We start from the raw sequence: 12,642 nt of genomic DNA, 5'->3' as shown, positions 1-12,642 counted from the left end.
AACTCCTTGCTGGGGCTTGATCTTCTGGTGGGTCTGCGGCGGTAAAATGGCAGATTGGCTTGCGCCTGCATGGGCGCGAGCACGCACGTCTCACCGTTTCACGATTCGGACAACGCCATGAACCTGTCTGCTCTCTCCGCTCTGTCGCCGCTGGACGGCCGTTATGCCTCCAAGGTGTCCGCTCTGCGCCCGCTGTTGTCCGAATTCGGTCTGATGCACCGCCGCGTGCAAGTCGAAATCGAGTGGTTCATTGCCCTGTCGGACGCCGGTCTGCCTGAGTTTGCGCCGCTGTCGGACGCGGCCCGCTCGTACCTGCGTGGTCTGGTGTCCCGCTTCTCGGAAGCCGATGCCCAAGCCATCAAGGACATCGAAAAGACCACCAACCACGACGTCAAGGCCGTGGAATACTGGATCAAGCAGCGCTTTGCCACGCACCCCGAGTTGGAAAAGGCCGGTGAGTTCGTGCACTTTGCTTGCACGTCGGAAGACATCAACAACACCAGCCACGGCCTGATGCTGAAGGCGGCTCGTGAGCAAGTGGTGCTGCCAACCATCGACGGCCTGATCGGCACGCTGAGCGGCCTGGCCCACTCGCTGGCCGAGATCCCCATGCTGAGCCGCACCCATGGCCAGACCGCTTCGCCCACCACCGTGGGCAAGGAAGTGGCCAACGTGGTGGCCCGCCTGGCCAATGCCCGTGAGCGCATTGCCGACGTCAAGCTGCTGGCCAAGATGAACGGTGCCGTGGGTAACTACAACGCCCACCTGTCGGCCTACCCGGACAAGGACTGGGAGGCGTTCAGCCAGAGCGTGATCGAGAACCAACTGGGCCTGACCTTCAACCCTTACACCATCCAGATCGAGCCCCATGACTACATGGCCGAACTGTTTGATGCCGTCACCCGCACCAACACCATCCTGATCGACTGGTCGCGCGATGTGTGGGGCTACATCAGCCTGGGCTACTTCAAGCAAAAGACCAAGGCCGGTGAAATCGGTTCGTCGACCATGCCGCACAAGGTCAACCCGATCGACTTCGAAAACGCCGAAGGCAACCTGGGCCTGGCCAACGCTGTGCTGACCCACCTGAGCCAGAAGCTGCCGATCAGCCGCTGGCAGCGTGACCTGACCGACTCCACCGTGCTGCGCAACATGGGCGTGGCCCTCGGTTACACCCTGCTGGCCTATGACAGCCTGGCACGTGGTCTGGGCAAGCTGGAAGTCAACCCGCAAGCCTTGGCCGATGACCTCGACAACGCTTGGGAAGTGCTGGCCGAGCCCATCCAGACCGTGATGCGCCGCTACGCATTGCCCAACCCCTATGAGCGTCTGAAGGAGTTGACCCGCGGCAAGGCCATCACGAAGGAGTCCATCCAGGCTTTCATCGAGACCCTGGAACTGCCGGAAGACGAGAAGACCCGTCTGATGGGCATGACCCCTGGCAACTACATCGGCAAGGCCGTTGAGCTGGCTCAGCGCATCGGCAAGTAAGGCAAAGGCGCAGCGATGATCTTCACCGAGCAACTGCGTCACGCACAACAGCAGAACAACTCGTTGCTGTGCGTGGGCCTGGACCCTGAGCCCTCGAAGTTCCCGGGGGCCTGGAAGGGCCAGCCTGATCGCATCTATGACTTCTGCGCGGCCATCGTGGACGCCACGAAGGACTTGGTCTGTGCGTTCAAACCGCAGATCGCGTACTTTGCGGCCCACCGTGCGGAAGACCAACTGGAGCGGCTGATGGCGCACATGCGCCGTGCGGCCCCGCAGGTGCCGGTGATCCTGGATGCCAAGCGCGGTGACATCGGCTCGACCGCCGACCAGTACGCCCGCGAAGCCTTCGTGCGCTATCAGGCCGATGCGGTGACGCTGTCGCCCTTCATGGGTTTTGACACGATGGAGCCCTTCTTGAAGTACCCAGGCAAGGGTGTCATCCTGCTGTGTCGCACGTCCAATCCGGGGGGCTCGGACCTGCAGAACCTGCGTCTGGCCGATGTGGAAGGCCAGCCACGCGTGTACGAGCACATTGCCAAGCAGGCGCAAGGCCCCTGGAACACCAATGGGCAAATGGGCCTGGTGGTGGGCGCGACCTTCCCCGAAGAAATTGCCCGCGTACGTGAACTGGCGCCGACGCTGCCTTTGCTGATCCCCGGTGTGGGCGCGCAAGGTGGCGATGCCGTGGCCACGGTCAAGGCTGGTCTGACCACCGATGCCAGCGGGGCCATCACCGGCACCATCGTGGTCAACAGTTCGCGTGCGGTGCTGTACGCCAGCAGTGGCGATGACTTTGCCAGCGCGGCGCGGCGCGTGGCGCAAGAAACCCGCGACGCGCTGAACGCCGCACGCTGAGGTCGGGCCATGCATCTGTGCACCTACGAATACCAGGGGCAGACGGATGTGGGGCTGGTGCGCGGCTCCGAGATCATTTCTCTGGGGCGTGCACTGGGCGGCGTGTTGTCGCCGCACCAACCCATGATCGATTTGATCTCGCGCTGGGCGGCGTTCAAGGATGAGGTGGCAGCCTTGCGTGAACACGCGGCCGCCGATGCCTCGCTGGACGACGTGCACGTGCTGGCGCCGGTGCCGCGTCCGGGCAAAACCCTGGCCATCGGGTTGAACTACCTGGAGCACGTCAACGAGCACATCGTGGGCGAGTCCCGGACGGTGCCTGAGCACCAGATCTGGTTTCCCAAGCTGGCCAACGCCATTCACGCGCCCTTTGATGACATCGTGCTGCCGCGCATCTCGCAGATGACGGACTACGAAGGCGAGATGGTGGCCATCATTGGTCAGCGTTGCCGCCATGTGCCTGCTGATCGGGCGCACGAAGTGGTGTTTGGTTATGCCGTGGGCAATGATGTGTCGGTGCGTGACATCCAGAAACGCACCTCGCAATGGACGTTGGGCAAGTCGTTTGACACCCATGCGCCGTTTGGACCCTGGATCACCACGGCCGACGAGGTCGATGACCCGCACGCGCTGGAACTGCGTTGCTGGGTCAATGGCGAATTGCGCCAGCACAGCAACACGCGCCTGATGATGCACAACGTGTGGGCACAGATTGCGCAGCTCACGCAAGTGATGACGCTGGAGCCGGGCGATGTGATCTTCACTGGTACCTGTGCCGGCGTGGGCGCGGCGTTCAACCCGCCCAAGTTCCTGCGGGCCGGTGACACTGTCAAGGTCGAGATCGAGAGCCTGGGCTCCATCGTGGCGCACTGCGTCGACGAAGCCGAATAAGGCGAGGGGTTCGCGCTTAAGGCGTTTGAGCGGGCATGGCTGGCAACCACAGGGTTACTTGTGTGCCTGCGCCAGGTGTGCTTTGAATGTCGAGGTGACCGTCCATCAACTCCATGATTTGTTTGACGATGCTGACGCCCAGTCCGGTGCCCGGGATGTTGCCGGATTTGTCTGCGCGATAGAAGCGTTCACCCACGTGCGCCAATTGCTCGGGAGTCAGTCCCATCCCATGGTCACTGATGCGGATGCCGACCCACGGTTGCGATTCATTCTTGCTGGGGAAGTCGATCTCGACGGCACCGCCTTGCGGTGAGTACTTGTAGGCGTTCGACAAAATGTTGACGATGGCCTGACGCAGTTTGTCTGGGTCGGCCAGTACCGTTTGCATCGTCGTTGGCGCGCCCACCACGGGGGTATCACGCCCCTCGGGCGGCTTGAAGTCGCGTACCACCGCGTCCAGTGCTTGTGTGAGGTCGACCGGCACCCGCTGGAAATCGCTGCCGCGTCGCGCTTCGATGCGCGCCAGATCCAGCAGTTCATTGATGATCTTGATCATCGCCTGACTCTGTCGGTAGATGCTCTCGAGCATGTCCTGACGCATGGCGTCCGACATCTTGCGCTTGAGGATCAATTCGGTGAAGCCATAGATGCTGGCCATGGGCGTGCGGAGTTCATGGGCGGCCATGGACATGAACTCGCTCTTCATGGCGTCGACTTCGGTCTCATGGGTGACATCGCGCAGGTGCAAGACCTTGTTGACGCCTTCGCCATGGCCTTCGTGCAACTGGCATTCCAGCATGCGCGCCAGGGGGGGCTTCATTTCGATCACCATGCGTTCGTGCGCATGTTCTTTGCTCAGCCGCGTCAGCGTGGGCAATCGCAGCGGGTCTTTGCTCAGCGCCATCAGGCGCGTGAGGAAGGCGGATTCGTTCAGTCCTGTCACGTCATCCGCAGACAGTTGTGTCAGCCTGCAGAACGCTGGGCTGACATAGCCGACGGTGCCGTCTTTTCTGAACGCGACGAAGCCATCGGGGCTCAGCGAGAAGATGGCATGGAGTGCGTCGCCGTGTTCCTGGATTTTGACCAGTGCCATGCGGTGATCGTGCACATCGCGAATGATGCCTGCCATGCGAACCGGCGTGCCTGCGTCGTCACGGAAGACCTTGGCGCGTGACCTGAACCAGCGGTATCCCTCCGTGCGTGTCTGCAGCCGGAAATCGATGTCGAAGCCTGCCTTATCGGCCGCTTGCAGCAGTTCGTCGTAAATGCGAGTCTGGTCATCCGGGTGCAGGCGTTCAATGAACCCATGCAAGCTGGGCGTGAAGTCGCCCGGCTCGTAGCCGATCAGACGGTAGTGTTGGGGGGACCACCACAACTCGCCCTTGTGCAGGTCCTTGCACTCCCACAACCCGGTGTCGCCGCCGTCCGTGGCCAGCGCGTAGCGTTCGGTCACCTTGGCCAGTTCTTGCTGCACACGCTTGTTCTGCGTGATCTCTGCGCAAATCGAAATGTAGCGTTCAATGTTGCCCTGTGCATTGAACATGGGTGCGATGATGCTTTGCAGCCAGAACTCCTGCCCGTCTTTGGTGAGATTGCAGATCTCGCCGCGCCAGGGTTGGCCGCTGGTGATCGTTTCCCACATGGCTCGCCACGACTCGGGCGATTGCACGCCGCTTTTGAGCATGCTGTGGGACTGGTCAATCAGCTCTTCCCGGCGATAGCCGCTGGCCTCGCAAAACGCATCGTTGACTTCCGTGATGCGCCCTTGCGGATCGGACATCGTGATGAGCATGTAGCGGCTCAAGGTGTCGAGGAGGACGCGTGTGTCGCGCAGGGCCGCCTCGGCTTGCGCGCGCGCTCTTTGAATGTCCGCGGTCATGCTTTGCGCCAGTGCTTCGGCACGGGCGTGCCCCATCCCCAGAAGCCAGACGATCATCGCCATCATGACACTCAGCACAATGCCGAAGAGGCCAATGCTGGCGGGGGTGACGCGGTCTACTTCGGTCTCAAAGGCGGCGGTGGTTCGCATCCGCAACGTCAGGTCCCTGCCACCGACGTGCAAGGTGCGCTCTGCGTAGAGATGGCTTGCGTTTTGCTGAGACGCGGGGACCTTGTTGACAATGAACTGTGTCGACAAGGGGGTGATGGCGTCGTACAACTGAAAAGCCAACTGTTGGTCGGTTGCCTTGACGACATCGGCCAGGAACTCGTCCAACACGATGGGCGCATACAGCAGGCCAACCAGTTGCTGACGCCTGAGCTCGACAGACGGCGGAACGTCTGCGCTTTTGAAGACCGGCACGACATACAGGAAGCCTTGCCGTTTGGCCGCATCTTGCAGAAGGGTGATGTGACCGGTCAGTGCCGGTGCACCAGTGTCGATGGCTCGCTCGGCCGCTTCACGTCGAATGGCCTCAGATCCCACGTCGTAGCCCCAGGCCGCACGGTTGGGGGTCAGTGGTTCAATGAGTTTGATGACGAACAGATTGGGGGCTTGCCCTGTGGTGCGGACGGCAAAGTCCGGCGCGCCATCTGCTCGTTCGCGAGCCATGAATGCATCCAGATCGATGCGTTCGACGCGTTCGATGAAGCCGAGGCCCCGGATACCAGGGAATTCGTCCGGGATGTTGCGCGCCATCATCCAGGTGCGGAACTGTGCTCGATCCAACGGACGGCCGCCATTGGCCAAGAAGGTGCTTCGTAGCCCACTCAGTCCGTAAGTGGCTTTGACGAAGCGGCCTCGAATGTTGTCCTCGAGTCGCTGAACATGTCGCTCGAAACGCATTTGCGCGTTGTCGCGCATGTTTTGTTGCAGCCAGCCAGCCACCAGGGCCGTCAACGACAAACTTCCGACCAGCACCAAGATGGCGAGCGCAGAGACAGAGCGTTGACGGATGGCGCTGCGCCCGGACATGATCGTGACAATTTGTTACTTGTTTAGTAATCGTATGCCATTGGTCGTGTATCGGGTGTGCGGTGGCGGGCTTGTTGTGCATTTTTTGCACTTTTGGCCAAACTCTTGCTTGGTGCCTGGGGTTGCAGTGAATGCGTGACAGGCGTCATGGCTGCGATTTATGATGCTCGGTTGCCCTGTCGTACTGGTGATTCCAATGGCTCGCTCTCGTTCGCCCATGCCTGCTGAGGCTCCTCACATCCACATTCGCGGCGCCCGTACGCACAATCTGAAAAACATCGATGTGGATTTGCCGCGCAACGAGTTGGTGGTCATCACCGGCTTGTCGGGCTCAGGCAAGTCATCCCTGGCGTTTGACACGCTGTATGCAGAAGGGCAGCGCCGCTATGTCGAGAGCCTGAGCGCCTATGCCCGCCAGTTCCTGCAGTTGATGGACAAGCCCGATGTGGACGTGATCGAGGGGCTATCGCCTGCGATTTCGATCGAACAGAAGGCCACCAGCCACAACCCCCGCTCGACCGTGGGCACGGTCACCGAGATCCACGACTACCTGCGCCTGCTGTACGCCCGAGCCGGGACGCCGTTTTGCCCGGAGCATGGCCAGCCCTTGCAGGCGCAGAGCGTGAGTCAGATGGTCGATGCCGTGCTGGCGCTGCCCGAAGAGACCAAGCTGATGATCCTGGCGCCCGTGGTGCGTGACCGCAAGGGCGAGCACGCCGAGCTGTTTGCCGACATGCAGGCCCAGGGCTACATCCGCTTTCGCATCAACGGTCAGATCGTGGAGGCCGGTGCGCTGCAGCCCCTGGCCAAGAACGAAAAGCACGACGTCGACGTGGTGGTGGACCGCCTGAAGGTGCGTCCCGACATGGCGCAGCGTCTCGCCGAGAGTTTTGAGGCCGCTTTGCGCCTGGCCGATGGCCGGGCCTTGGCCCTGGAGATGGATTCGGGGCAAACGCACCTGTTCTCGGCCAAGTTCGCTTGCCCGGTGTGCAGCTACTCGCTCGCTGAGCTTGAGCCTCGTTTGTTCTCGTTCAATGCGCCTGCCGGGGCGTGTCCGACCTGCGACGGCTTGGGGCATGTGATTGCCTTTGACCCGCAGCGGGTGGTGGCTTTCCCCTCGCTGAGCCTGGGCAGTGGGGCCGTGAAGGGCTGGGACCGACGCAACACCTACACCTACAGCCTCATCGAGTGTCTGGGCAAGCACTACGACGTGGACATGGACCAGCCCTTCGAGGACTTGCCCGAACGCATCCAGCACGTGGTTTTGTATGGCTCCGGGCTGGAAGAGATCGAGTTCAGCTACGAGGCCGATGGCCCCAGCGGCAAGAAGCGCAAGGTCAAGCGCACGCACCCCTTTGAAGGCATCATCCCCAACTTCGAGCGGCGCTTCAAGGAAACCGACTCCCCCACGGTGCGTGAAGAACTGGCCCGCTATCAGCAGCCCAAGGCCTGCCCGGACTGCCACGGTACCCGCCTGCGCACCGAGGCCCGCCACGTCAAATTGCTGGACGCCGTCACAGGCGACACCAAGGCCATCTATGAAATCGCACATGCCACGCTGGCCGAGGCCCACCGCTACTTCAGCGACCTGCAATTGCACGGGGCCAAGGCCGAGATCGCGGCCAAGGTGGTCAACGAAATCCGCTCACGCCTGCGCTTTCTCAACGATGTCGGGCTCAACTACCTGAGCCTCGATCGCAGCGCCGACACGCTGTCGGGGGGCGAAGCGCAACGCATTCGACTGGCCTCGCAAATCGGGTCCGGGTTGACGGGGGTGATGTACGTGCTCGACGAGCCCAGCATCGGCTTGCACCAGCGCGACAACGATCGCCTGATTGGCACCCTGCAGCACCTGCGTGATCTGGGCAACAGCGTGATCGTGGTCGAGCACGACGAAGACATGATTCGCGCCGCCGACCACGTCATCGACATGGGCCCAGGCGCCGGGGTGCATGGCGGCCGTGTGCTGGCCCAGGGCACGCCGGATGAGGTGACCGCCAACCCCGACAGCCTGACCGGCCAGTATCTGGCGCGCGCCTTGCGCATCGCGGTGCCCGCGCGCCGACACGCCTTCACCGACGAGACGCCGCGTCTGCGTGTGGTCAACGCACGGGGGCACAACCTCAAGGGCGTCACGGCCGAGTTTCCGGTGGGCTTGCTGACCTGTGTGACCGGCGTGTCGGGCTCCGGCAAATCCACACTGGTCAACGACACCTTGTATGCCGCCGTGGCGCGCAAGCTGTATCAGAGCCACATGGAGCCCGAGCCCCATGACGAGATCGACGGGCTGGAGTTGTTTGACAAGGTCATCAACGTGGACCAGTCGCCGATTGGCCGCACCCCGCGCAGCAACCCTGCCACCTACACCGGCTTGTTCACGCCCATTCGCGAGTTGATGGCCGACGTCCCCGCTGCCCGCGAGCGGGGCTACAACGCCGGGCGCTTTTCTTTCAACGTGGCGGGCGGCCGTTGTGAAGCCTGCCAGGGCGACGGCGTGCTCAAGGTCGAGATGCACTTCCTGCCGGATGTGTACGTGCCTTGTGACGTCTGTCATGGCAAGCGCTACAACCGCGAGACGCTGGAGATCCAGTACAAGGGCAAGAACATCCACGAGATACTCGACCTCACGGTGGAGCAGGCGCTGCAGTTTTTCAGCGCGGTGCCCAGCATCGCCCGCAAGCTGCAAACGCTGATGGACGTGGGCCTGGGCTACATCCGCCTGGGGCAGTCGGCCACGACCCTGTCAGGTGGTGAAGCGCAACGGGTGAAGCTGGCGCTGGAGTTGTCGAAGCGGGATACGGGGCGCACGCTCTACATCCTCGACGAGCCGACCACGGGCTTGCACTTCCATGACATTGCCTTGCTGTTGAAAGTGCTGCATCAGTTGCGTGATGCGGGCAACACCATCGTCATCATCGAACACAACCTCGATGTGATCAAAACGGCCGACTGGCTGATCGACATGGGGCCCGAGGGGGGCTCGGGTGGTGGGCAGATGCTGGTGGCCGGTACGCCGGAAGACGTTGCGGCCTTCGATGCCAGCCACACCGGCCGCTACTTGAAGCCGCTGCTGTGAATCAACTCTTCATGAAGCCCAAATCGGGCGAGTTGAACGCGCCAATGTGAGGCAGCAGGGTGCTCAGTTCGCCATGACTGACCCCCATCCATTTGCCCAGCGTGTAGGCGTATTGATCGACCGATGTGGAGGGGATCAGTGAGCCGTTTTCAATCTGGTCGGGGCTGCTGAAAGCGCCTTTGCTGTCCGCCGTGCTGTATTGCGGGAAGGTGCCGTACACATCGGTGCCATTGACCGCGCCGCCGACGACGAACTGATGCGACCCCCATCCGTGATCGGTGCCGTCGCCGTTGCTGGTGAAGGTCCGGCCAAACTCCGAGGCGGTAAAGGTGGTGACTTGGCTGCGCATGTCTCCGGCAGGCATGCCGCTCAGCACCTGATTGAAATACGTCAATGCATGGTCGAGTTGCAGCATGCGCTCGGCGTGATCGCGAATCTGGTTGTCGTGGGTGTCAAAGCCGCCGAGACTGACCATGAAGAACTGCCGCGACAGCCCCAGGTTGGCCACAGTGTTGGTGGCGATGATGCGAGCCACCATTTGAAGCTGCAAGGCCAGACTGTTGAGCTTTTGCGTGCCGTCCACCACACTGGTGTACTTCAACAGCGGATCATTCGAAGGGCTGTAGTTGCCAGAGGTCACCGTGCTGCCCCATGGCGACACACCTTGTCCGACCAAGCCCGAGCCCAACAGATCGGCTGCCTGCAGGGCGCGTTGCACCACCTGTTGGTGGTCGGCATGCAGCAGGTTGCGGGCGGGGACGGCGTAGCTTCCGTCTGAACTGGCCTTGCCCAGCACCGCAGCCATGGCATCCAACACAGCAGCCTGGCCGTAGACTTTGCCGCCGCTCCCCAAGCTCGTCACGCTGGATGAGCCACTTTGGTATGGCAAGACCGACTTGCCTGCCAGCCATACCGAAGTCCCAGAGGGCGACATGCAGGTGAACGATCGGCGGATTATGGCTGCATCGACCTCATTGCGGCTTGCTCCATTGGCTGCCATGAGGCAGTCCCCCATCAAGCCGCCCCAGCCTTCGCTGGCGCCTTCGGGCTGGAAGGATTGCCAGGTGGATTGCTGGTCGTTGTGCGAAAAAAGCTTGGCCGGCTTGGCCACCGTCGGGTCGGCGTAGTTGGCTTTGGTGGTGGGACTCAGCAAAGGGCCCACGTTGGCCAGCACCGCAGCCTGACCGGATTGATACAGTCCGCGCAGGCCGGTCAGCGCGGGATGCAGGGCAAATGTCCGCCCACTGTGGACAGCGCGATTCGCATGATCGATGGGCAAGATGCCGCCCAGACGTGCAGGGTCGTTGTTGCCGGCAGCCGAATCCGCCGCGGTGCCGGCAACAGGCAGCGCGATGCCCGCGCTGCTGTCTGCGGGCGTGCGATGCGCGGTGTAGTGGGTCCACGAAGTGCTGTCCGTTGCCAGAACCGTGTTGAAGGCATCGTTGCCGCCGTTGAGAAAAATACAGACCAGTGCTTTGTAGCCACCGCCAGCGCTTTGCGCGGCGGCCTCGGTGAGCGCACCCAAATTGATGGCCAACGGTGCGGCAGCGCCCATGCCGGACAGTGCAGCCATTTGTTTCAGAAACGCGCGACGATGGTGGTTCATCGTGATCTCCTTCCTTATTGCTGCACGATGAATTCGGGCGTGACACAAATCACCGCAATGGCGGCTTGAATGCGCTGTCTGCGTTGTTTGGCCAGGGTCGTCGCGTTGCTCGAATTGATGGGGAGTGCGGACACGGCGGCGATGGCCTGTGCGCGCGCATCATCTGGCAAGGTGTGCCCGATCAATCGCTTGGCCAGGGTGTCCACCAAGGTGTCCGGGGTGCTCACCAGGTTATCCCAGCTGCTGAGGTCAAAGCGGAGGTCCCAGTTGGTGGTGCTGCTGTTCCATTGCCCAAATCCCTGGTCCAGTGCGCGGAGGATGAAGTTGGCGTAGCCCAGCACGGAGGTTTCTGTGGTGATCTGCATTTCCGGGGCCACCAGCCCTTGCAGGGCCATGGCGCTCTGGGGGGCGACGTAGCCCGGTCGGAAGAAGTTGAACACCGAGGGCGCACGCAGCGGCGCCTGGCCCAGTTGATTGCCTGGGTCGCTGGTGTCGTCGCTTTGATAGAAGGGCAATGAGGCCGTGGCGTTGTACCGGTCGCTGGTGTGGGGGATGGCACGCATCAGGCTGGTCAGTCGCAGAACCGGTTCTTTCAGCTTGCCGTAGGTTCGCAGCACCGATGCGGCGGGGTGCCGCGCCTCGTCATGCAACAAGATGGCTTTGACGACAGCGCGAAGGTTGCCCTGGCTGCCGCGGAAAACCCGCGTGATGTCTGAGACATAGGCATCGCTGGGATTGCTGGTGACCAGGCGCTGAATCAGCTGTTTGCTGATGAACGGTGCCGTATTGGGGTGCGTGGCCAGTCGATCCAGCGCGGCCTTCAGGCTGGCTTGTGGATCGGCCGTGTCCTGCGCCGGCACAGTCACGCCCAGAAATTGTTTTTCCGCCGTGGAGTGGGCCTGCGGATAGGCGCTCATGGCTGTGACATCTTGGCTGGCATCTTTGCACTCGGTGGTGCGCCAAAAGCACTTCCACCAGACCAGCGCAGATTTGGTCGAAGGCCAGTACCAGCTGAAGCCTGTGAACACGCGCGCCAGTCCCTTGATGTCGGCGGCGGTGTAGGTCTCTGTCGCCTGACCAGCTTGCAGCTTCGGTCGGCCGTTGTCACCCAACTCGTACAGGCCAATCGAAAACAGTTGCATGACCTCCCGGGCGAAGTTTTCATCCGGGACGCGGCCGGTCCCATCCTCCTTGCGATTGGCCAGATGTGACAGATACTGGCCCATGGCTGGATGCATGGCGACGGACTCCAGCAAGTCACGGTAGTTGGCATCTGCCTTGGTGGTCAGCATGTCGAGATAGCTCGCAACGCGACGGCCATCGTCAATCGACAGCGTCGAAATCACAAAAATCTCGGACAGCGCAAAGGCCACGCGTTGTCGCAGCTGCGCCGGGTCTCTGACAGCGTGCGTCCACCAGCTATAGCCCACCTCGCCGGCGGTCGCTTGAGTCCGCCCCATGGTTGCTGCGGCCGATTCGGCCATGGCAAGGTGTGAACTCTGCAGCGCGGTGTTGAACTGCTCGTCGATCCAGTTGTCGTAGCCAATGCGCTTGACCCGAGCGACATCGGCCTCGGTCGGACCAAAGGTGGCTTGGCTCAGAAAGCGATACGCTTCGGCATCAGACCCGGGCACCATGGCAGCCGATACCGTCAGCTTGCTGTCAGGATCGGAGGAAGTGTTGCTTGCGCCCCCGCCACAGGCTGAAAGGATCAGGCTGGCGCACACCGCTGCCAGCCAAGGCCAAAGGCGTATCCGTGAGGGGCGAAGAGGGCTGGGTGTGCGAGACATGGCGGGAGGGTGCCATGTT

At 62.0% G+C, this 12,642-nt stretch carries 7 protein-coding genes; 4 read left to right on the top strand and 3 right to left on the bottom strand.

Features of this window, described 5'->3' with window-relative positions; genetic code table 11:
* Nucleotides 1-117: 117 nt before the first annotated feature.
* The 3 genes from purB to ACMV18_RS05425 are packed head-to-tail and all read left to right on the top strand — an operon-like array spanning nt 118 to nt 3,237.
* Entirely contained in the window at nt 118-1,491 is a 1,374-nt protein-coding gene (gene purB / locus ACMV18_RS05435; RefSeq protein ID WP_420817003.1) for an adenylosuccinate lyase, read from the top strand.
* A gap of 15 nt (nt 1,492-1,506) precedes the next feature.
* Nucleotides 1,507-2,346, top strand: a complete 840-nt coding sequence (gene pyrF, locus ACMV18_RS05430; protein ID WP_420817002.1) for an orotidine-5'-phosphate decarboxylase — start codon at nt 1,507-1,509, stop codon at nt 2,344-2,346.
* 9 nt (nt 2,347-2,355) lie between these two features.
* Nucleotides 2,356-3,237 (top strand): fumarylacetoacetate hydrolase family protein, encoded by an 882-nt coding sequence (locus ACMV18_RS05425; protein WP_420817001.1) that lies wholly within the window; start codon nt 2,356-2,358, stop codon nt 3,235-3,237.
* Between the two features lie 16 nt (nt 3,238-3,253).
* Here ACMV18_RS05425 and ACMV18_RS05420 read toward each other — a convergent pair whose 3' ends face one another.
* Nucleotides 3,254-6,151 (bottom strand): CHASE domain-containing protein, encoded by a 2,898-nt coding sequence (locus tag ACMV18_RS05420; protein WP_420817000.1) that lies wholly within the window; start codon nt 6,149-6,151, stop codon nt 3,254-3,256.
* A 196-nt stretch (nt 6,152-6,347) separates the two neighbouring features.
* Here ACMV18_RS05420 and uvrA point away from each other — a divergent pair, with 196 nt between their 5' ends.
* On the top strand, nt 6,348-9,227 hold the full coding sequence (gene uvrA / locus ACMV18_RS05415; protein WP_420816999.1) for an excinuclease ABC subunit UvrA: 2,880 nt from the start codon (nt 6,348-6,350) through the stop codon (nt 9,225-9,227).
* Between the two features lies 1 nt (nt 9,228).
* On the opposite strand, the gene ACMV18_RS05410 is transcribed toward uvrA, so the two are convergent.
* Both ACMV18_RS05410 and ACMV18_RS05405 read right to left on the bottom strand, forming a co-directional pair.
* The gene (locus ACMV18_RS05410) at nt 9,229-10,833 is read right to left on the bottom strand and encodes a DUF1501 domain-containing protein (protein ID WP_420816998.1); all 1,605 of its coding nucleotides are present in this window, start codon (nt 10,831-10,833) and stop codon (nt 9,229-9,231) included.
* A gap of 14 nt (nt 10,834-10,847) precedes the next feature.
* Nucleotides 10,848-12,623 carry a DUF1800 domain-containing protein gene (locus tag ACMV18_RS05405; protein WP_420816997.1) on the bottom strand — a complete coding sequence of 592 codons (1,776 nt, stop codon included), beginning with the start codon at nt 12,621-12,623 and terminating at the stop codon, nt 10,848-10,850.
* Nucleotides 12,624-12,642: the final 19 nt, after the last annotated feature.

Origin of the sequence: Aquabacterium sp. (assembly GCF_048860245.1) — a bacterium.
GTDB lineage: Bacteria > Pseudomonadota > Gammaproteobacteria > Burkholderiales > Burkholderiaceae_C > Aquabacterium.
Note: the sequence above shows the minus strand (reverse complement) of the source record. Positions and strands in the feature narration are given on the sequence as shown.

Coding starts and splice junctions, on each gene's coding strand:
- purB (WP_420817003.1), top strand. CDS start 118: ATGAACCTGTCTGCTCTCTCCGCTCTGTCGCCGCTGGACGGCCGTTAT.
- pyrF (WP_420817002.1), top strand. CDS start 1,507: ATGATCTTCACCGAGCAACTGCGTCACGCACAACAGCAGAACAACTCG.
- ACMV18_RS05425 (WP_420817001.1), top strand. CDS start 2,356: ATGCATCTGTGCACCTACGAATACCAGGGGCAGACGGATGTGGGGCTG.
- ACMV18_RS05420 (WP_420817000.1), bottom strand. CDS start 6,151: ATGTCCGGGCGCAGCGCCATCCGTCAACGCTCTGTCTCTGCGCTCGCC.
- uvrA (WP_420816999.1), top strand. CDS start 6,348: ATGGCTCGCTCTCGTTCGCCCATGCCTGCTGAGGCTCCTCACATCCAC.
- ACMV18_RS05410 (WP_420816998.1), bottom strand. CDS start 10,833: ATGAACCACCATCGTCGCGCGTTTCTGAAACAAATGGCTGCACTGTCC.
- ACMV18_RS05405 (WP_420816997.1), bottom strand. CDS start 12,623: ATGTCTCGCACACCCAGCCCTCTTCGCCCCTCACGGATACGCCTTTGG.